This window comes from Nostoc sp., from assembly GCF_036916735.1.
GTDB lineage: Bacteria > Cyanobacteriota > Cyanobacteriia > Cyanobacteriales > Nostocaceae > Nostoc.
Genome location: NZ_JBALFV010000123.1, coordinates 77,543 through 99,364 on the forward strand (window position 1 = coordinate 77,543; position 21,822 = coordinate 99,364).

The 21,822-nt window shown below is 42.6% G+C and carries 12 protein-coding genes and 1 pseudogene; 7 read left to right on the top strand and 6 right to left on the bottom strand.

The annotated features are described in order from the left end of the window. Nucleotides 1-65: 65 nt before the first annotated feature. On the bottom strand, nucleotides 66-4,706 hold the full coding sequence (locus V7L20_RS31150; protein WP_334747784.1) for an ATP-binding protein: 4,641 nt from the start codon (nucleotides 4,704-4,706) through the stop codon (nucleotides 66-68). Nucleotides 4,707-4,901: 195 nt separating this feature from the next. On the opposite strand from V7L20_RS31150, the pseudogene V7L20_RS31155 reads away from it, so the two are divergent. The 4 genes and pseudogenes from V7L20_RS31155 to V7L20_RS31170 form a co-directional block, all read left to right on the top strand. After that, nucleotides 4,902-5,081 (top strand): annotated as a pseudogene (locus tag V7L20_RS31155) (IS630 family transposase); the annotation flags it as partial. A 447-nt stretch (nucleotides 5,082-5,528) separates the two neighbouring features. Beyond that, nucleotides 5,529-6,230: an Npun_F0296 family exosortase-dependent surface protein gene (locus V7L20_RS31160; RefSeq protein ID WP_334747785.1), complete on the top strand. Its 702-nt coding sequence runs from the start codon at nucleotides 5,529-5,531 to the stop codon at nucleotides 6,228-6,230. 413 nt (nucleotides 6,231-6,643) lie between these two features. Further along, nucleotides 6,644-6,769 carry a hypothetical protein gene (locus V7L20_RS31165; RefSeq protein WP_334747786.1) on the top strand — a complete coding sequence of 42 codons (126 nt, stop codon included), beginning with the start codon at nucleotides 6,644-6,646 and terminating at the stop codon, nucleotides 6,767-6,769. A 90-nt stretch (nucleotides 6,770-6,859) separates the two neighbouring features. Further along, complete coding sequence (locus V7L20_RS31170; RefSeq protein WP_334747787.1) at nucleotides 6,860-7,840, top strand: aldo/keto reductase; 981 nt, start codon at nucleotides 6,860-6,862, stop codon at nucleotides 7,838-7,840. A 558-nt stretch (nucleotides 7,841-8,398) separates the two neighbouring features. Here the strand turns inward: V7L20_RS31170 and V7L20_RS31175 are convergent. From V7L20_RS31175 to V7L20_RS31195, 5 genes are all read right to left on the bottom strand, one after another. Further along, a complete protein-coding gene (locus V7L20_RS31175; RefSeq protein WP_334747788.1) occupies nucleotides 8,399-8,899 on the bottom strand; it encodes a hypothetical protein in 501 nt (166 codons plus the stop codon). Nucleotides 8,900-9,103: 204 nt separating this feature from the next. Then, on the bottom strand, nucleotides 9,104-10,042 hold the full coding sequence (locus V7L20_RS31180; protein WP_334747789.1) for an ABC transporter permease: 939 nt from the start codon (nucleotides 10,040-10,042) through the stop codon (nucleotides 9,104-9,106). A 64-nt stretch (nucleotides 10,043-10,106) separates the two neighbouring features. After that, nucleotides 10,107-11,144: an ABC transporter permease gene (locus tag V7L20_RS31185; RefSeq protein WP_442943666.1), complete on the bottom strand. Its 1,038-nt coding sequence runs from the start codon at nucleotides 11,142-11,144 to the stop codon at nucleotides 10,107-10,109. A gap of 35 nt (nucleotides 11,145-11,179) precedes the next feature. Further along, nucleotides 11,180-12,667: an ABC transporter ATP-binding protein gene (locus V7L20_RS31190; RefSeq protein ID WP_334747791.1), complete on the bottom strand. Its 1,488-nt coding sequence runs from the start codon at nucleotides 12,665-12,667 to the stop codon at nucleotides 11,180-11,182. Between the two features lie 6 nt (nucleotides 12,668-12,673). Continuing rightward, entirely contained in the window at nucleotides 12,674-13,720 is a 1,047-nt protein-coding gene (locus V7L20_RS31195; RefSeq protein WP_334747792.1) for a BMP family protein, read from the bottom strand. A 309-nt stretch (nucleotides 13,721-14,029) separates the two neighbouring features. On the opposite strand from V7L20_RS31195, the gene V7L20_RS31200 reads away from it, so the two are divergent. The 3 genes from V7L20_RS31200 to V7L20_RS31210 all read left to right on the top strand — a co-directional run bounded on the left by V7L20_RS31200 (nucleotide 14,030) and on the right by V7L20_RS31210 (nucleotide 21,630). Continuing rightward, nucleotides 14,030-15,664 carry an alpha-D-glucose phosphate-specific phosphoglucomutase gene (locus tag V7L20_RS31200; RefSeq protein ID WP_334747793.1) on the top strand — a complete coding sequence of 545 codons (1,635 nt, stop codon included), beginning with the start codon at nucleotides 14,030-14,032 and terminating at the stop codon, nucleotides 15,662-15,664. Nucleotides 15,665-16,197: 533 nt separating this feature from the next. Continuing rightward, on the top strand, nucleotides 16,198-17,808 hold the full coding sequence (locus V7L20_RS31205; protein ID WP_334747794.1) for a putative Ig domain-containing protein: 1,611 nt from the start codon (nucleotides 16,198-16,200) through the stop codon (nucleotides 17,806-17,808). A gap of 819 nt (nucleotides 17,809-18,627) precedes the next feature. After that, nucleotides 18,628-21,630 (top strand): peptidase domain-containing ABC transporter, encoded by a 3,003-nt coding sequence (locus tag V7L20_RS31210; protein ID WP_334747795.1) that lies wholly within the window; start codon nucleotides 18,628-18,630, stop codon nucleotides 21,628-21,630. Nucleotides 21,631-21,822: the final 192 nt, after the last annotated feature.

Sequence of the window (21,822 nt, forward strand, 5' to 3'; positions counted from 1 at the left end):
GTTCTACCCAATTGTTCTTGTTCCTTTCATGGCAAGCTTTTTGGTTCTGTGATTCGCCATCGAACTCACGTTAATTCAACAACGATCGCCACCAAAACTTCTGGATCGATGGGTTTGGCGAGGTGACGTTGAAATCCGGCGGCGATCGCAAGCTTTTGATCAACTTCTCCGGCATAAGCTGTTAAAGCAATAGCGGGAATTTGTCTGCCTTGCTCAAGCCCAAGGACACGAATTTGCCGCATTAGCATATACCCATCCATCTGTGGCATCCCAATGTCACTGATGATGATATTGGGAATAGATTGAGCGATCACTTGCAGCGCCTCAGTCCCAGACGCAACAGCAGTGACGATCGCCCCATCTTGTTCTAAAACAAAAGCGATGAAGTCCCGCGAGTCCGTTTCATCATCAACGACTAAAATGTGAATGCCGCTCAAATCAGTCTTGTTGACGGGGGATTGATTCAAGCTTGGTGCTTGAGTTAACTGAGGTGCAAGCGGAATTTTAACTGTAAATGTCGCTCCTAGTCCAATACCAGGACTGTCTACTGTGACTGTTCCACCGTGCATTTCCACAATTTGGCGCACGATCGCCAATCCCAACCCAAGTCCGCCAAATTTGCGGGTGGTTGCGCTATCTTCTTGCCGGAAATGCTCAAACACGTAGGGCAGAAAGCCGCCACTAATTCCTTTTCCAGTATCAGTGATTTGAATTTGGGCGTGATTTTCAGCTTGAGATAGGGCAATCGTGATTTGTCCCTTATTATCTGTAAATTTAACGGCATTCGACAGCAGATTCCACACGACTTGCTGCAATCGCCCAGCATCCCCGACTACTACACCCAGAACGGGCGAGACGATTGTCTGAATTTGGATTGACTTGGCTTCTGCGGCTAGCTGAACTGTTTCCAGCGCGGCTGAGATTACTGTATTGAGGTCAATGGGTGAGGTTGATAAGCTCATTTTGCCACGCAGAATCCGGGAAATGTCCAGCAAGTCATCAATGAGTTGCACCTGAAGCTGGGCGTTGCGCTCAATAGTGGCGATCGCAGCATTCGTTTTTTGGGCATCCAGCTTTCCTTTCTGCAACAGCTGTGACCATCCCAGAATTGGATTCATGGGCGTTCTCAGTTCGTGGGAAAGAACCGCCAAGAACTCATCTTTAATGCGATTACTTCGATCTAACGCTTCGGCTCGTGCTTGTAGCTCTGCAATTAAGCGCGATCGCTCTAAGGCAACAGCTACTTGATTGGCTACTGTTTGCATGAGCTCGAGTTCGTCGCGGGTAAAGTGATCGCGTTGACGAGTTCCCAGTCCCAGAGTGCCTAAAACGCGATCGCCCACGATTAACGGATGACTAGCATAAGCTCTGATACCGATTGATTGAACTAAAAGGGCGAGTGGATCGGTGGTTGAGAGGGCATTTTCAACGATAGCTGGCTGGCGATGTTGCACCGCATAACCACACACCCCCTGCCCTAACTCCAAAAATTTAGCTCTCTTAGCAATATCTTCTGAGATGCCGCCATAGGTATTAAGTTCAAGGCGTTGCTGGTCTTCTTGATACAAGTAATTAAAGTAAACTTCCAGTCCCAAATAAGTCGAAATTTTTTCAAACAAACTAGCTAAAAATACCTTGGGATCTTCGTTGACCAACAGATCGTTGGCAACTTCTGAAAGCAGCTTCAGCCGTTTGTTGCTTGCTTTCACGGTCGCTTCAATTTGCTTGCGATCGGTGATGTCTCGTGTCACACCTGCCACTCCTTCGACCATCCCATTTAGACTCAAAAGTGGGACGAAAATGTATTCATAGGCGCGTGTGCCAAATGCACTTGTGTACGGCGTTTCATCTTTGAGCGGTTGGCGCGTCTCGATGACTTGCTGAATCTGCCTTTGGTGTGTAGTTGCTAAATCGGTTGGATAATCTAGGTCAAAAAAGTTTTTGCCGAGGGCTTGGGGCAAAGTTTTTTGCCAGAGGTCGAGCAACGGCTGATTGACGTAAGTGAACCGTCCCGACAAATCGAAGGTGTAAATAAAATCAGGTACGGAAGAGGCGATCGCGTCAAATTTTCGCAGTTGTCGTTCGAGTTCGGCAGAAATCTGTTGCCAAGCGGATTCAGCTTGTTTGCGTTCAGTAATGTCTGCCAGTGCCCCAGGAAAAGCGATCGGTCTGCCATCAGCAGCATATTCAACTCGACCGCGTGCGGCAAGCCAGCGCTCCTCGCCTGTCGCCGTATAAACGCGGTACTCACTAAAATATTCTTCCCCAGTTGCAATCGCCTGGTTAATTGCAGCGACTGTCCGTGGGCGGTCTTCTTCGTGCATTGCTCGTACAAACAGTTCGATCGGCAAACCGATGGTTGCTTCCACAGGGTCAACGCCAAACAAGTGAGCAAAGGCTGCATTCACGATCACCAGATTCTCAGGAATCTTCCACCGCCACGTGTAAATGGCTCCTGCTGCTAAAGCAGCCTCCCATTGCACATGGGCTTCCCGTAAGTCAACTTCGGCTTGTTTGCGATTGGTAATATCCATTGATATCCCGACCATACGCTCAGGATTTCCCGCCTCATCGTACATCGGATGCCCGCGAACGATTACCCAGTGCGTACTGCCATCGTTCCAAACATTGCGGTATTCGACATCGTAATCAGTGCAGTTGGTAATCGAGTCTTGAATTGCCGCCTGCACCCAAGTCCGATCCTCTGGATGAATCCGCTCCATTAAAACTTGGTGCGAGAAATCAGCGTCAATGGGTAGACCATAGTTCATTTTGCATTGGTCAGAAACAGACAGAACGTTTGTTTTGAGATCGAATTGCCAGGAGCCGAGTTTGCTGGTCTTAAGGGCGAGTTTAAGCTGCTGTTCGCTGGCTTGCAGTGTCTGAGCAGCTTGTTTGCGGATGTCTACCAGTTTTAAGGTTGACTCAACACGAGCCAGTAGTTCACGAGCCGAAAACGGTTTGATTAAATAATCATCGGCTCCAACTGCCAGCCCTTCTACACGCGCCTCTTCGCCCGCCCGCACTAATAGCAAAATCACGGGCAACTCTCTAGTTTGGGGGTCAGCCCGCAGTTTATGTAGCAACTCATACCCATCCAGCCCCGGCATCATCACATCACTGAGAATCAAATCCGGGCGGTGTGTCTGGATTGCAGCCAAAGCCGCCATCCCATCGGCGACTGCCTCAACCTCATACCGTTGACTCAACAATCGCTGCACGTAATCGCGCATATCGGCGTTGTCATCTGCCAAGAGGATACGGGCAGAAGGAGCAGAGGGGAAAAACACTGTATCAAAACTACCTTCTTTCTCCATATCTCCTCTGCCTCCCTGCCCCCCTGCCCCTCTGCTCCCCTGCCTCCCTGCTTCTTCTAAAAGCCAGCGCGAAGCTTCTTCAAGGTATGGGTTGACACTGGGTGTGTTTAATGCTGTAGTCCAAGTGGTACTTAACCGCTCTTGTGGTAAATGCGCGTACCCAATTGGAATGGAAACTGTAAATCTGCTGCCCTGTCCTAAGACGCTGGTAACGCTGATAATACCGCCATGCAGTTTCACCAATTCTTGCACGAGCCATAAGCCAATCCCAGAGCCTTCAAAACTTCTTCCCTGTACCTCTTTGACTTGATAAAACCGTTCAAACAGGTGCGAAATTTCAGCTTCCAGAATGCCAATACCAGTGTCTTCAACAATTAAATCCACAGCATTGTGATTTTGCCGCAATCGAACAGTGATGGTTCCTGTCAACGTAAACTTAAAAGCATTCGATAGTAAATTAAATAAAATTTTCTCCCACATTTGGCGATCAACATAGATTGCTTCAGGCAAGGTGGGACAGTCAATCACTAACTGTAGTTCAGCCTGTTCGATCAGCGAGCGAAATACACTAGCTAGCTCTTTTGTCAATGCGGCTAAATCAATCGGTTGATATGAGGCTTGCATTCGCCCCGCTTCTAGTTGCGAAAAATCAAGCAGTGCGTTGACTAATTTTAGCAACCGGAGTCCGTTTCGCTGCACGAGTTCAAGGCGATCGCGCTGTTGGGACGCTAATGAAGCTTGAGTGTCGAGTAACAAGTCTTCAAGCGGACTCAACATCAGTGTTAAAGGCGTGCGAAACTCGTGGGAGATATTGCTGAAAAAAACGGTTTTGGCGCGATCGAGTTTTAACAATGCCTCATTTGCCGCTTGCAGTTGTTCGTTGGCCTCTTGTAACTCCTGCGCTCTAGCATAAATTTCCATCTCCATTTGGTCGATGCGAGTCTGGAGTGATTGATTCAACTGACGCTGCTCATTTCGCTGCTGCTGCATCCGTACAAACTCGGTGACATCTTCGGCTCGGTGAATAATGTGCGTCATTTCACCATTTTCATCAAAGACTGGCGAGTTAGTTGGCGTCCAGTACCGCTCCTCAAAACCACCGCCTTCTGATTTAGGGCGGCGAATGTCATACTTCTGCACTGCCATTGTGTGCGGCTGGCGATGCTTGAGTACGCTTTCTAAAGAGGCACGTAAATTCCGAACTCCAGTAGCATTTGGATCGTCGGGATTGTCTGGAAAAACCTCGAACAAATGGCGACCAACAACCTCTTCTCGTTTTGTCTTTGTTGCCCGGAAGTAAGCATCACTTCCCCCAACAATCATTAAGTCGAGTGAGTAGACGATATACAATCCTGGTATTGATTCAAACAAAGTTTGAAAATTTAGCATATGTTCACCTGATTATGGGAACTCAAAAAAATAAATTATCCAAGTTTAATGTACCTGCCATAATCAATCCTTTTCCATTAAACAGTGATAAGTCACATGACTCATTATTGATCAAAGGTAAAGATGTTGGCGTTGTGGTAGCAATCGTGCAGAAACACGTTGCTCCCTCTTAGATTTGTTAAATGATTCTGGTATCAGCGATTGCTGATTTTCTGAGATGGCGCTACTTATCACTGCTCCAAAGAGATTTGAGGTTTCTTAGAAGAGATTAATCAGACCTTACTATCCAATCAATGGAAAATACACTGCGTTCGCTTTGCGCCTAATTATCCAGAACAAAATCCCATAGAGAATATTTGGTTACAAGCTAAAACATAGGTTTTTGCACTTTGAAACATTAAACAACGTATACAATAATGTCCTAGTAACTTCTGCCGTAACTCCGTTGTTCACAATCTTTATATTTTTGCAAAACTTTTTACTAACACTAATGAGTAGTTTACTACTTTATCCTGATTACTAAATCAATGTTCTAGTGGTCTGTCTCATTAATTTTGATAAGTTCGTAGTTACCACAAGGCATGCTTAAAAATCCAGGACTAAAGTTCTTATTAAGAACTTATTTATGAAGAAACAATAAAGATATAAAGATGTCAGGTACACAGATATTAAATCTAATTTTTTGAAACATCAATAGCTTTTTCCTATCTTCAAATTGATGCAATTAATACATTTTTCTTGTAAAATTAACTTCTAAGTACTACACAGATTCTAATTTTAAATGCCAAGCTATGCATATCAAATGCGTAGGTAAATAAATCAATGTTTACTCTTCAAAAACTATCATTAGCCTTAGTTGGAACAGCAGTTTTTTTCATGAGTGCTAACCCAGCCGGCGCTGTTAGCCTGACTTTAGGAAACTCTACATCTGTTATGGGAGAAGGTCAAAAGACTAGTACTCCAGGAACTAAAACAGTCGACTTCAATTCAGGAACAGCAACCGATCCAAATGGATTTGCTACTTACTCTGGAAGCAATGGAGTTGTCAAAGGAAGCATACCTAATCAATATGCTGCTCCCTTGGGTGATGACAGCTATTACTTAACAGTTGCGCCCTCAGGAATTCAAAATATTCCGGGAAGTGGTGATGAAACTATTACCTTTCGTAATCCTATTGATTACTTTGGGTTCTACTGGGGGTCTATAGACGCCTATAACTCTGTTTCTGTCTATAGCGGAAGTAAGCTACTAGCAACATTTAATGGCACTTCTGTTCAAGGCGCTTTAGCCAATGGCGATCAAACTAGTACTGCAAATAATTTCTATGTTAATTTGCTAGCAGATACTAGTAAAGGAGAGACTTTTGATAAAGTAGTTTTCAGTACAACTGGTATAGCATTTGAAACTGATAACCATAGTTACAGGCTAGCTAGTGTCCCTGAACCTACTGCAATATTGGGCTTGTTAGGGTTCGGCGTTGTGAGTGCTGGTTCATTTCTGAAACGGAAATCAAAGTTAGTTTAAAATAATCTCTTCGCATCGGTTTAAGGAATAACAATATCCTTCTCGTTTTAAGATATAAAACCCAGCAGTTATTGCTGGGTTTTAATTTTGATATCATCAAAAAAATATCAATTCAAAATCCCAATTTTTTAACTATTTGTAGGGAAATGTCTCAATAAGTCGCGGCAAGGAGTGCCCCACCATACATAAAAAGTTGGTGGGGGACAGCAGTTGCTCTACGCAGGTGAACCCCTGTCCCCGCACTGCCACACTGACGCTGCTTTGGGACTGGGGATACAACGACAAGCGGCAGTTGAATCTCGACTCCGCTCGATTACCGCGTAGCTGAAACTCGATTTTTACGTAGTCAAAACTCAGTGCATTGCTGGATACTAAGTACCGAAAAAAAGTTTTTGAAAATTTGGTGGTGGGTAATGAGCAACCACTATAATTTTCGACTTGACACCCAATCCCCAGTCCCCTTTACAGAATACGGTTTTTTAGATAACAATCAGATTTACAAGTATCTACCACAGAGCGATCGCTACGCCCGTTGGTGACAAAGCCTCTTGTAGAGTTGCCATCGCCAAACTTTTCGGTCTACTGACTATATGCCTGATAATTAATAAGGCAATTTATAGAGAGCAAACATGCAGACTCTCCAAAAACTCACACTCCCAAGCATGGGCTGCGGGACTTGGGCCTGGGGCAACCAACTGCTTTGGGGATATGACGAAAGTATGGATGACCAGTTGCAAGCCGTCTTTAACCTTTGTGTAAGCAACGGTGTGACTTTATTTGATACAGGTGATTCTTACGGAACTGGGAGATTGAATGGTCGCAGTGAGTTACTTCTGGGGCGATTCAGCCAAGAATATGTAGGTTTAGGCAAAGAAAATATTTGTATTGCGACTAAGCTTGCTGCTTACCCGTGGAGATGGACACGTCAATCAATGGTAGAGGCTTGCAAGTCATCTGCCCAACGCCTGGGAAGAAACGTAGATTTAGTACAGATGCACTGGTCTACAGCAAACTATGCTCCTTGGCAAGAGGGAGGGCTGTTAGATGGTCTTGCCGATTTATATGAGCAAGGACTAGTTAAGGGAGTGGGACTATCCAATTATGGGCCTAAACGGCTTAAGCAAGTGCAGAAAAAGTTTGCTGAACGAGGCGTTCCTATTACTACTGTGCAAGTTCAATACTCCTTGTTGTCTACATATCCTGTCACTCAACTAAAGCTCAAAGACCTTTGTGATGAGTTGGGAATCAAACTTATTGCCTACAGTCCTCTGGCTTTGGGGCTATTGACAGGAAAATACTCTGAGCAAGGTCTTTTGCCCAAAGGCATCCGAGGTCTGCTGTTTAGGCAGATATTACCAGGAATGCGATCGCTTTTGGCATGTTTGCAAGAGGTGGCACAGTCCAGAAGCAAAACTATGTCTCAGGTAGCAATTAATTGGTGTATCTGTAAAGGAACCATTCCCATCCCTGGAGCAAAAAGTGTGGAACAAGCGAGGGAGAATATTGGTGCATTGGGTTGGCAATTAGACGCCAGTGAGATTGTAGAGTTGGATAGGGCGGCAGCGAATGCAGATAGGAAAATGGTACAAAATATATTTCAAACTAAGTAAAATTTCAACGTTGCTGAATTTGAATATAAATCATTGCAAAAACTTGGTTGAAATCAGAGAAGGAAAATATTTGGATTTTGGACACAGTATTAGAGGATAAGGAGCAATGTCTACTTTAATGGGCTGTGACACTCAAATACTTGCTCTAGGCATTCGCGTAGCGTCTTCGATAGGAGAAGAGAAGGCTTTACGCTGCGCTATCAGTGATATCATGTCCGATTAATTAGTTATAATTACCGTAATCTATGCACAAACCGGAAAACCCTCTTTCTCCCTGCCCTGTGCGGTCATAATGATAAGTCTTTCACCGGACACGATATGACGTACTCCACAACAAAAAACCCCGGTGTAAGTACCGAGGTTTGAGGAAAATCCAATAGTCGATGGGAGATACTGATACCGTTGACAATGAAATAGCAATCCCTTTTTTGAAAAATCTCAACTTCTGCTTAACTTTTCCAGTTTGATGGTACAAGAACCAGACAATTTTTCTAAAAGTAATTGTACTAAAAAGCTCGCCACATCTTGTTTGGTGGACGCTTCTCACTCCCTCAGCATTTAAACAGAGGTGGGAATAAATATTCCAGGTGCAAACCAACTCATACTGATATAAATACCGCGCCCTTTATCAAGAGTTTTAAGTAATTTCAATGCTCCGGCAATAAAGAGGGCGATCAGTTTAATCCAAGGTGCAGCCGCACCAGTAGTACTGCCACCAATAGTATCGATGGCGGTATTAATTGGATCGGCGGAATTGATAAATGAATTCAGAGCCGAATGGCTAATTTCAATGTTGAATCCCCACCAGAAAACATGAGTAGCTACGCCGCTATTGAGTAATGTTGGCAAAGCAGATGTTGGCAAAGCAGATGTTGGCATATCAACATTTTTCCCAGTTTCTTGAAAATATTGTGCCTGAGCTGCTTGAGAGTTAGCTGCGATTATGCGCTCAAGCAACATCGATTCTTTGAGATTATCACCTTTGGTTAGCTCAGAGAAAACTTCTTCCCAGTTTCCATTTAGTCTAGTATTCGCTTCTCTCTGCAATTGATTAATCATTGTCTTTGCTTCCTTTAAAGTAAGTGTAGTTTATTTTCAGTTCGGCATCTGAGATTTGATATCCTCTGTGCCTCCGATAGTTTTTAATTTAGAAAGCAATCGGGTAGAACTAGGGAAGGTCTCAATTAATTTCTCAAAATTATATCGGGTACTTGTAACGCTACTGAGGCTGTCTAAATTAGCTAATCACTGCTCATTAGGCCCCTAATTGTCTTGTTGATTTTCTGGCGAGTAAGGGATACCCAACCCCTGGGGCGGTATAGATTTACCAGCTAATCCTAGTAATGCAAATAAAGCGATCGCGTATGGTAACATGACTAAAAATTGATAAGGAATATTTGCGCCTAGTGCTTGAATTCTTAACTGTAAAGCTTCCGTAGCACCAAATAAAAAACAAGCCATAGTACTACTTAAAGGATGCCACCTACCAAAAATTAAGGCAGCGATCGCAATAAATCCTTTACCTGCGCTCATACCTTCTGTAAAAAATTTTATTTGCACCAAAGTTAGATCAGCCCCTCCTAAACTCGCAAGACAACCACTAACTACTACAGCCAAATATCGCACCCTTGATACTGAAAGCCCAGCAGTCGCAGCAGCTTGCGGATATTCCCCCACTGCCCGCAAGGTCAGCCCAAAGCTAGTATAAAAGAGAATATAGATACTGAGAGCAACTATAATTAACAGTACATATACAAGAACATCTTGCTGGAACAACACAGCTCCAAGTATAGGTATATTTGCAAGACCCGGAATGACCATAGGCTCGATTCCTGGCAATCTTTTAGTGCTACTGCCATTAAATACTAACCGCGCTAAAAATGATGTCAACCCCGCAGCTACTAGATTAATCGCTAACCCTGATACCAACTGATTAACATATAAAGTGATACACATAAAAGCGTGAAGTAAACCGACTAACCCCCCAGCAATCAACGCACAGATAATACCAAGCCAAGGGTTACCAGTATATAATGTTGCGGCTGCGCTAGAAAAAGCACCAGTTATTAACATCCCTTCGAGGGCAATATTTAGCACCCCCGACCGTTCCGAGTACATTCCACCAAGGGCAGCAAATGCCAGGGGTACTGATAAACTTAAACTAGCAACTAAGTAATCTGAGAAAAAGTTAATATTATTCATAGTTATTTTTTTAACGCAGAGGAACGCTAAGGGAAGGGGAGAGTATTGCAGAGAAACTTCCGCATCAAACCTCAGTGTTACTTTGCGTTTTTATTCGTCTTTCTACAGCGAGACTAATGGCAATGAATAACACAGTTAATCCTTGAATTGCATAAACTATAGTCACAGGCACACCAGCACTACGTTGCATGACATTGGCACCGCTACGCAAAGCGGCAAAAAATAAAGAAGTTAACACTACACCACCAATACTACCGCGACTTAAAAAAGCGATCGCAATCGCATCAAACCCATAACCAGATGACACTTGTTCAAATAAGCGGTACTTCAACCCCATCACCTCAGATGCACCCGCCAACCCAGCTAAACCACCAGCTAACCCCATTACTAGCATGATCGTATTTTTGACCGAAATTCGGGCGTAATGGGCTGCTGTGGGGTTAAAACCAACGGCGGCGATTTGGTATCCTAGAGGCGATCGCACTAATAATACCCACAAGAGGACGGCGGCCATTAACGCAAGTATTATGCCCGCATGGGCTAAACTTTGTGGTAAAATAACAGGTAACTGTGCTTCTTTAGCAATTAATGGTGAATAAGGACTAGGTGCGCCTGGTGCTTTTAAGGGGTTTTGCACCAAGTAGCTAACTAAATTTATCGCTATGTAATTGAGTAATAAAGTAGTAATGACTTCATTGACTCCCCGCACAGCTTTCAGATAACCAGGTATCCAACCCCAAACCGCACCAAAGAGAAATCCTACGACAAGTGCTAAGGGAATGTGAATGACAGCAGGTATTCTTTGCACATATAACCCAATTAAAGCGCTACCCAACGCACCAAGGTAAATTTGTCCTTCGCCACCAATATTAAATTGACCAGCCCGTAATGCGACTAATACCCCTAAACTGGTGAATAATAAGGGTGTCATTTTAGTGAGGGTGTTGCCAAACCCAAAGTAAGTAGTTAGGGATTCTTGAAATAAAGCTGTGTAGGCAGTGATGGGATTTGCCCCAGCGAGTAATATGAGCATAGCACCGACAATGAGAGCAGAGGCGATGCCAAAGGCGGGCTGCGCTAACGCAATTAGCGGTGATAGCATTGGTAGCTGTAGAAATCGAATCCAATGACTTTTTATCATGTCCCCGCGTCTTTGCGTCCTTCTATTCCTCTACCCATCAATAAACCAATTTCTTCTATTGTCGCTGTCTGTGCATTCAAAATAGCAACAAACTCTCCTTTGTAGATTATGGCAATGCGATCGCTCATTGCCATCACTTCTTCTAACTCTGTAGAAATATACAAGATTGCGGCACCGCGATCGCGTTGTGCTAATAACTGAGAATGAACTGCGGCTGTCGCCCCTACATCTAATCCCCGCGTGGGTTGCATCGCTACAATTAGATCTGGTTCTCTTGCCAGTTCTCTTGCCAATACTACCTTTTGTTGATTTCCTCCGGATAGTTGGCTTACCTTGATATCTTCTCCAGTCGCCCGAATATCAAATTCTTCCATGACAACTTGAGCATGATTTTTTATTGCTAGTGGTTGTAATAAAAAATTACGGCAAAATGGGAAGTTTTTAAAAGCATTCAAAATCAAGTTTTGGGCAATACTAAACTGCAATACCAAACCCATTTTTTGCCGATCTTCAGGAATATAACCTATTCTCTGGTTAGTAGAGGAGCTACTAAAATCAATTTTACCACTGATGCTTCTTACACCTGCGATCGCATCAGCTAATTCTCGTTGTCCATTACCATCTACACCAGCAATTCCTAAAATTTCTCCAGCCTGTAATTGAAATGAAACATTGTGAACAGCTAGAATACCCCTATCGTTAGCAACTGACAAATTTTGTACCGACGCTATCACTTTCCCCGGTACAGATAAAGATTTATTCACTTGTAAAACTACTTCCCGCCCCACCATCAATTCTGCTAATTGCTGAGAAGTCGTGTCTTTAGTTGTCCTTGTGGCAACTACCTTACCTCGTCGTAACACTGTGACTGTATCGCAGAGATTGATTACCTCTTCTAACTTGTGGCTAATAAAAATAATCGTCTTTCCAGCCGCCGCTAGTTGTCGCAAGATATTAATTAATAATTCTACTTCTCTTAGTGTCAAAACTGCTGTTGGTTCATCCAGAATTAATAGTTGGGCTTGGCGATATAAAACTTTGAGAATCTCTACTCGCTGTTGTGTCCCTACTGGTAAATTTTCTACTTTAGCTACGGCGTCAATTTCTAGCCCATAAGTTTGGGATAAAACCGCAATATCTTGTTGTTTTTGCCGCATATTTAAACACCAACTATTTTCTGTCCCCAGGATAATATTTTCGGTAACAGTTAACTGAGGTACAAGCATAAAATGTTGATATACCATGCCTATACCTAATTTTATTGCCTCATTTGGAGAAGTAATTTTTACTTCTTTGTCTTCTAAATAAATTTTTCCGCTATCAGGTTGATATAGACCACTAATAATATTCATTACAGTAGTCTTACCTGCGCCATTTTCACCTAAAATACCATGAATTTTACCAGCATCAACACTGAAAGTAATATTCTCATTAGCAATAAATGAGTTAAAGCGTTTACTAATATTTTCTAAACGTAAATACATTTAGCTTCATGCTTTGTTGACACAGCGTGTATCTTTACCTGCTTCCTGACAATTTTTAAAGGTAATTTTTTTATCGACAATCTCCTGTTTCACTTTTAAAACATTTTGTTTAACTGTTTCCGGCAGGATTGTCCCAAATTTACCTAAATATAATATATCTGCTCTCTCTAAACCTATAGAATATATTTGTCCTTTGAGTTGTTTTTGTTTTGCAAGTACTGCTATATAAGCTATTGCTATATCCAACCTTTTTACTGCACTGGTTAATACTGCTTTTGGCGCAACATCTAATTGGTCTTTTGTATTACCAAAAGCATAAACTCCTTTATCACTAGCTGCTTGCAAAACTGCGGGTGAAGCACTATCTAACCATTGATAAATTACATCATTACCTGAAGAAATTAACGCAAGTGTAGCTTCTTTTGCCTTAGCAACGTCATTCCAATCGCCGAGAAATGTAGAAGTAATTTGAATATTGGGCTTAACTGATTTTGCTCCTAATTGAAATCCCCGTAGTTCTTCTTGGGTAGCGGGAAATTCCTCTCCAGCAATATAAGCTAATTTATTAGATTTAGTCATAGCCGCGCCAATAATGCCACATAAATAACTTCCTTGCAAATGATCTATTCGCAAAGAGGCAATATTTTCTGCCTTGTTGTTACCATTTACACCTACAAAAAATGTATTGAGAAATTGTGGGGCAACTTGCTCTATAGCTGCATCAAATTGCCCACCGTGGGCGAATACAACATTATAACCCTTGCGGGCAAAGTCTGTTAATGCTTCTGTTTGATCTGCTTGAGCGACTTGTTCTAGATATGCAGTTTCTACACCCAGTTTTTGTTTAGCTAGGTTTAAGCCTTCGTAACCAGACTGATTCCAAGCTTTATCAGTGATCATTCCAGGGAGTGCGATCGCTATTTTAAAACCCTCCCTACTACTAACTGTTGGTATCGTGCTTTGATTGCTCTTGCAAGCTTTCAGGAAGAGGCTAGTAGCAAAAGTAGCTGAACCATACAAAACAAATTTACGTCTAGGAAAATATAGTGTCATATCCTACCTGATGATATATCATCATTTTAGTGAAGAAGGCAACTTTGCTGATTTGACATTAATGTTTATGGCGAACTAAATTTATGGAGGGATGGTGGCTAATAGCAGACAAACACAGTGCTGGCTGGCGATATCAAAGCTTGTCTGGTGCCGTGCTATGGTCTAGTTGACATGATGCGCCCGTCCTGACCGCAACGCCAGCTTATCTGAACCGTATCGATGGGTAGATAATTATATATATGTGGCAATTTTTTTTGTAACGAATTTATGCAAAGCTGTAAAAGAAAAATGCTTTGTTAAACGTTATCTATGAACATCCATAAAGTTTCTACTACTCCCTTAAGCGACCAAAAGCCTGGTACTTCCGGGCTGCGGAAAGCAGTTAAGGTTTTTCAGCAGCCCCACTACCTAGAAAATTTTATCCAATCCATCTTTGATTCTGTAAGGGATTTGCGTGGGCAAACCCTAGTCCTAGGTGGTGATGGTCGTTATTACAATCGTCAAGCCATTCAAATCATTTTGAAAATGGCTGCGGCCAATGGCATTGGGCGAATTAAAGTTGGTCAACAAGGGATTTTGTCTACTCCTGCAACTTCCGCTATTATTCGCAAATACCGGGCTATTGGTGGCATCATCTTGTCTGCTAGTCATAATCCGGGTGGGCCAAATGGTGACTTTGGTGTTAAATATAACATTAGCAATGGTGGCCCAGCCCCGGAAAAGGTGACAGAGGCTATCTACGATCGCAGTAAAGTCATTGATAGCTACCAAATTCTGGAAGCACCAGATGTAGATTTAGAAACTTTAGGTGAATCACATTTGGGAGAGACGGTAATTGAGGTGATTGACTCGGTACATGATTATCAAGAGTTAATGGAGTCCTTGTTTGATTTTGAACAGATTCACCAACTGTTAACAAAAGGAAATTTTCGGTTCAGTATTGATGCCTTACATGCAGTGGCTGGCCCATACGCCCATGCCATTTTTGAGCAACGTTTGGGCGCACCAGTGGGAACTGTGCGTAATGGTACACCTTTAGAAGACTTTGGCGGCGGACACCCTGACCCAAATCTGGTTTATGCCCATGATTTGGTGGATATTTTATACGCAGAGGATGCGCCAGATTTTGGGGCAGCTTTTGATGGAGATGGCGATCGCAATATGATCTTAGGGCGTAAGTTCTTTGTCACCCCTAGCGATAGCCTTGCAGTTTTAGCCGCAAACGCCAAGTTAGTTCCTGGTTATAGTGCGGGTTTAGCTGGGGTAGCGCGATCAATGCCTACTAGCCAAGCAGTAGATCGAGTTGCTGCTCAAATTGGGATTGAATCTTATGAAACACCCACTGGCTGGAAGTTTTTTGGCAATCTCTTAGACGCCGGTAAAGCTACTCTGTGCGGTGAAGAAAGTTTTGGTACCGGTTCTAACCATATCCGTGAAAAAGATGGGCTATGGGCTGTGCTGTTTTGGCTGAATATCCTAGCAGTGCGGCAACAATCTGTTGAGCAGATTGTCCGGGAACACTGGCAAACTTATGGACGTAACTATTATTCTCGCCATGACTATGAAGAGATACAGACAGAACAAGGCAATACTTTAATAAAAAGACTGCGTTCTTTATTGCCAAACCTTAAAGGCAAGCAATTCGGTAACTATCAAGTTGAATATAGTGATGACTTTAGTTATACTGACCCTGTTGATGGCAGCCTTAGTGAGCAACAGGGTGTTCGCATTGGCTTTACCGATGGCTCCCGTATTGTGGTGCGACTTTCTGGTACTGGTACTCAAGGTGCAACTTTAAGGGTTTATCTAGAAAGCTACGAGCCAGATCCCAGCAAACATGACCTTGATCCACAGCTTGCACTTGCTTCTTTAATCACTATTGCCCAAGAGATAGCCCAGATCCGCGAACTGACAGGACGGGAACAGCCAACTGTAATCACCTAGTACTTTGCTTACGCTAGTTTTGAGGTTTGTAGTATGCACAAAGTGTGCTGATAAAATAAGGACGCTTTGTGCTTACTGCGAACTTACTTACCGCCTGACAGGGTTATATCATGTCCGCCTGATTAGTTAACGTGAGCTTTTAAGGAACGGCATTCGTTATGCCTTTCTTTGAAGGCTCATGTTTTATTAACCTAGTTTGGGGGTTTAAGTTGCAATACGGTTCGGTTAAGCCCAAAAAATTGAAAATGTGTCGGTTGGGTTGAAGAACGAAACCCAACAATATGTTGGGTGTTGGGTTTGTTGGGTTTGACTTCGTTCAACTACAAATATTCTTAACTGAACCGTATTGGCTTCGGTTGTAGCGTTGATCTGCGCTAGTGTAACAGTGATAAGATATCGGGCAGAGCATGAAGAGTGCTTTTTGAGTTGTCATAGTGAGAGATAATAACTTTACTACTTCAGCCTGATTTTTGCATACCCTTTTTTTGGCGAAGATATTCATTGATAAATAGTAAGTATTAATCACTAAGATTATGACAGCACCACTCTTGTCCAAGCCGATCGCAGACCAACAAGCCACTGAAGATTTACTCTTCACCTTCACTGTACCAGATGACACTTTCATTGATCCAGATGTCGGAGATATCCTTACCTACACTGCAACTCTGGCCGACGATACGCCTTTGCCGACAGGGTTGAAGTTCAATACTGCTACCAGGACTTTCAGTGGTACTCCCGATAATCAGGAGGTAGGTAGTAGAAACATCAAAGTTACCGCTCAGGATCTTGGTGGAGAAACAGCCAGTGATGTGTTTAAACTCACGGTTAATAATGTCAACGATCCTCCAGTTTTGTCCAAGGCGATCGCAGACCAAGAAGCCACTGTAGGTAGTCTCTTCACCTTCACTGTACCAGATGACACTTTCACTGATCCAGATGTTGGAGATACCCTCACCTACACTGCAACTCTGGAGGACGATACGCCTCTGCCGAGTGGGTTGAAGTTCGATTCTGCTACCAGGACTTTCAGTGGTACTCCCGATAATCTGGAGGTAGGTAGTAAAAACATCAAAGTTACCGTTCAGGATGTTGCTGGAGAAACAGCCAGTGATGTGTTTACACTTGCGATCGTTAAAGACACTTCTCTACTGACAAACATTACAGGCGATATCTTTAGTGTCAAGACTAAGCAGAACATTAAAGGTGATAAAGGAAAACTCTCAATCAAAATTAAAACCAACACCTCCGAAGAGGTGAATGAACTGAGTGTATTTACCGTTGACGATGAACAAGGTAGGATTAACGGCATAGCCCCTGGTGCAGAAGGCTATACGCAAGCGGCTCTTTCGCGCTCCAAGCTGATTTTCTCTACCCTTGGCAATCTGCCTAATGGTTTTAATCCTGCCGACCTGACAAACATCTTAGAATTTGACTCTGATACCAAACTCAGATTTTATCTGGTATCTAATAGCACTACTCAGGATGTACTGTCTGGAAAAAGCTCTTTCTCAAGCGTTACTTTTTCCTCAGTTACAAATAACAACACAGAAGAGGAAGGGTTTTCTCTCAACTTCCCGAATTTGGTTGTGACGATTCAGCCAACAGATCAACAACTAACTTTAGGTACAGATCTGCAAGATCAGTATCAAGGGGAACTGATTGATTTACAGGGTGTGGGACAATCGGTAACAGCTAACTTTGCAGTCAACAGAGAAGCTTCTTACAACAACTATGTGGGCTTTTATCAGGTGGCTGATCAGAATGGTGGCATTGACACTAATGGTGATGGCAAAGCAGATATTCTCGTTGGACAGGATGGTTACGCCCAAGCCGCCGTGCGTGGGCGTGTTTCAGGCATTGACTTGACAGTGAATAACCAAGGGACAGCAAATTCCACTGGGACTTTCGGGGCTGATTCTCTGTTTGCACCATTTATTATTGTTGATGGTACTCCCGATGCGATTCTCAATAGCAGTGGCAATAAGGATATTTACTTTGCATTCTTGGGTGCTAACTCAGATAAGACAGATCACATTCGGACTTTAGGAAACAACACCTTTGGCTTTGAGGATTTGGCAAATGGTGGTGACAAAGATTACAACGATATAATTGTGCAGGTAAATTTAAGTGTCAATCCTGCATAATATCCAATACGAGTAATTACTTAGTCAAATAAAATGACCTCATCCTGGTTGCAAGATGAGGTTGTTTATGCATAGCTATTTGATGGACTCGATATTAATTAAACAAGTAGATTTACTGAAGGCAGTTATTGTCTTTCCTTCATACATTTAATACTTATAATACTTAATTGCTGTAAGGTGACAAAAAATCTTCATCTTTACTTTTCTAGTTAATTTTTATTAAATTAAGCTAGCAAAAAATTTATGGGAAATTCTTTTACAAATCGGGTATAACGCTGTTTACCGAGAAAAGCTTATCGTTTTGCCATCAGTGATACTGTCAATCCTTATATTCAAGAATTTGTAAAAAATAATTTAGACAATTAAAGTTTTTTTATTACATAATTCTTAATTAGGGTATTTACTTAAAAAAGCATTTGTGATACTTTCATGTTGATTATCATAAATTAAAATGGGCAACCCTAAATTTAACAACTGCGTTTTTGTGTTTTAGTTTAATGATGAATATCCATTTTACATAGTAATGCTAAATACTGATTGTCAATTGGTATAAATTGTGTAGCATTAATTGATAACTTATCCATCAATGTATTCACACTTTACTTTATTTTGAAAAACGCATAAATAATTATTGTAACCGTGTGATATAAATACAGACCTGCAATTAGACGAACCTCTCTTGTGTACTTTTGCATATTTATTTAGACACAGAAGTTCGCAGAAGTCTTGCCACGACTAGCAAAAAAGCAAAGACTACCACTGTTAGTAAGAAATACTCCCTAATAATTTCGGCTTAATTCCTCACTTTTACTTGTTTATATGACTTATATTAAGAACACTTTTCTGGAATTTGTCACCACCCTAGAAGGATTTGAGCATTTACCAGATGGAGCGATCGCTAACTTATCAGAACAGCTGCAAGCTTGGCGCTATCGGATAGGTCAGAAAATCATCGGTAAAGAAAGTCTCCCAGAACACATCACGATCATTTATGAGGGACAAGTGCGCCTGTTGGGATACGATCCCCAGACGCAACTGCCAATTACCCTAAAATTGCTGCAACCTGGAGAAATTATCGGCGAAATTGGTTTGTTGCGCGATGTAGCCTGTGAAACGGCGATCGCCTCCACCGAAGTAGTATGTTTAACCGTGAGTGCATCGGCATATTTTAGCTTTCTGGGTTTATACCCAGCTTTTGCCAATGCTCGCAAGAACCGCAGCTATTTAGTGGAAGTTTTCGATATTCTCTGTTCATATTGGAAACAGCAACCAATCGCTACTTTAAATTTTAAAGAAGCGGCAGAAAACGTCTTACCACAGGCAAAAATACATTACCTCCCTCCAGGGGCAACTTCATTTAACCAACTCGATAGCGAAAGGGTCTGGTTTTTGAGTGGTGGAGGCACAGTAACGAAGTTCTCACCTGGCGATCGCATAGAATCGGACGATGATAGAGACAATATCCAAGTCATAAGTCAAAACCCCGCACGGTTGGTTGGTATACATCCGTCAGATTTGATCTTGGAAGATAGTCATGAGATAGTCCTTGCGGTAAGTAACACCAAATCAGCTAGCCAAGAAGAATTAGATATTCCCTACGCATCAGACGAAATAGTTCCCCAGACACCCCCCCCAACCTCAAAGAGTTCTTCAAAACAAAAATACCCGTTTTTTAGTGGTAAGGGAGAATTAAATACAGCCTTCGCCTGCTTCCAAATGATTGCGAAGCACGTAGAAATGCCGTTTCGTCGAGAAGTGGTTCGCCGCATCTTAACTGAGCAAGTCAAACGTCAAGGTGTTATATCGTTTCAAGTGACTGCTTACCTGGCAGAGTTAATTGGACTCAAAGCGCAGTTGATAGAGCTACCAATCGCCTCAGTGTCGCGCATTCCAACACCAGCACTGATTCGCTATGGTAATAATTTTGCAGTTTTATATGAAGTGGATACAAATACCGCAGTTGTGGGTGTCCCATCCAAAGGAATTGTGCGCTGCAAAGTAGCTCAATTGGTTGAACAATTAGATGTTGATCCAACCGACTTTCCGCCCAAAGTTAGGGTATTACTGCTGAGTACTACCAATCAAACGCCGCAAGAACGCTTTAGTTTACGGTGGTTTCTACCCTATTTGTCACGCCACCGTCGAGTCCTGATAGAGGTTTTTGTCGCTTCCTTTTTCGTGCAGTTGGCAGCGTTGGCCAATCCTCTGGTGGTTCAGTTAATTATCGACAAAGTTATCACTCAAAATAGTATTGGCACACTACATATTTTGGGGATTTTACTATTAGTAGTCGGACTATTTGAAGCAGTACTGACTACCTTACGAACCTACTTATTTGTCGATACCACTAACCGGATCGATATGGGTTTAGGGTCGCAAATTATTGACCACTTGTTACGTTTACCACTGCGCTACTTTGAACGCCGACCGGTGGGTGAACTTTCCACTCGGATCAACGAATTAGAAAATATCCGCCAATTCTTGACGGGTACTGCTTTAACAGTCGGGTTAGATGCTCTGTTTTCGCTAGTCTATATCGGTGTAATGCTGATTTACAGTTGGCAACTCACCTTGGTAGGCTTAAGCACAATTCCAATATTTGTGATTATCACCTTAATTGCTTCTCCCACCATTAGTAGACAGTTACGTGGCAAAGCCGAACGCAACGCCGAAACTCAATCTTATTTAGTAGAGGTGATGTCAGGAATTCAAACCGTAAAAGCGCAAAATATCGAATTGCGATCGCGCTTTTCTTGGCAAGAGCGTTACGCTCGGTTTGTCGCTGCTGGTTTTAAAACGGTTGTAACTTCCACCCTCGCTAATTCCACCAGCAACTTTCTCAACAAACTCAGTAGCTTACTCGTTTTGTGGGTAGGAGCTTATTTAGTACTCAAAGGAGAATTAACTTTAGGCGAATTAATTGCCTTTAGAATTATATCGGGTTACGTTACCAGCCCAATATTGCGTTTAGCTCAACTCTGGCAAAGCTTCCAAGAAACAGCCTTGTCTCTAGAGCGGTTAAGCGATATTGTCGATACCCCACAAGAAGGAGAAACAGACCGCTACAATATACCTTTACCTGCGATTAAGGGAGCAGTGAAATACGAAAATGTTTCCTTCCGTTTTGGCACAAGTGGGCCTCTGCAACTTTCTAATGTCAACCTCGAATTTGAGCCAGGGAAATTTGTCGGCATTGTCGGACAAAGTGGATCTGGTAAAAGTACGATGATGAAATTACTGCTGAGACTTTACGAAACTGAGTCCGGCAGAATTTTGATTGATGGTTATGATATTGCCAAAGTGGAACTCTATTCGCTGCGACGACAAATTGGCGTAGTTCCCCAAGAAACCTTGTTGTTTGACGGTAGCGTTCAAGAAAATATTGCCCTAACCAATCCCGATGCGACAACCGAAGAAATTATCGAAGCGGCTCAGGTTGCGTGCGCCCACGAATTTATTATGAACTTACCCAACGGTTACAACACGCGGGTAGGAGAACGGGGTTCTGCACTTTCAGGGGGACAACGACAAAGAATTGCGATCGCCCGCTCTGTTTTACAACGACCAAAATTACTGGTTTTAGATGAAGCAACCAGCGCATTAGATTATCCCACAGAGCGGCAAATATGTCTCAATTTAGCCAAAGCATTTAAGGGTGATACAGTATTTTTTATTACCCATCGGCTGAACACTGTAAGTAATGCAGACATGATCGTTGTGATGGATAATAGCAGAGTTATAGAACAAGGTAGCCATCAAGAATTAATGGCTGCTAAAGGTCATTATTTTTACCTGTATCAGCAACAAGATGTGAACTTGTAATTAGTCATTGCATTGGGCATTGGGCACTTGTACTGAGCTTGTCCTGAGCGTAGCCGAAGGGCGTAGTCGAAGTATGGGGCACAGGGCAATGGGCATTAGTTATTAATTCTTGTTTGTCCGTCACTCCTTCATCTCCCCTTGCCTCCCCTGCTCGCTCATCCCCCTCACTCCCTGCATCTTTTTCAAAGGATT